The organism is Brevundimonas sp., from assembly GCF_013823285.1.
Classification (GTDB): domain Bacteria; phylum Pseudomonadota; class Alphaproteobacteria; order Caulobacterales; family Caulobacteraceae; genus Brevundimonas.
In genome coordinates this window covers 1-339 of sequence record NZ_PNLV01000211.1, presented here as the reverse complement: position 1 = coordinate 339, position 339 = coordinate 1, and the positions used below count along the sequence as shown (strand labels likewise).

Annotated in this window: 1 protein-coding gene; it reads right to left on the bottom strand. The window is 69.3% G+C overall.

What is annotated here, in order from left to right; all coding sequences use genetic code 11:
- Window positions 1-339, bottom strand: a 339-nt coding sequence (locus C0461_RS14435; RefSeq protein WP_292108001.1) for a glycoside hydrolase TIM-barrel-like domain-containing protein, incomplete at both ends; no start/stop codon positions are given.

Sequence of the window (339 nt, the reverse complement as noted above, 5' to 3'; positions counted from 1 at the left end):
CAGGCCGTCGGCGCCGCGCTGCGCACCCCGCCCGGCCGGTCATGGTGCGCACTGGACCACCAGCTCTTCAGATCCTTGGACCGCCACACCCACGGTTCGCCGTAAGCCCCATCCACGATGGGCGTGCGCACCTGCCCCACCCGGTCCGCGTCCGACCCGTAGAACCAGTCGAAATTCTCTCCACCCGCCACGTTCGCGACCAGATAGTCCGGGTCCGCAGGCCCCGCATATCCCGCCTGCGCGTCCAGATGCTCGTCGCCCTCGCGCCAGTCGCCGAGGGGCGGGTACCAGTCGATGCCCACATAGTCGATGTTCGGGTCCACCCACAGCGGGTCCAGA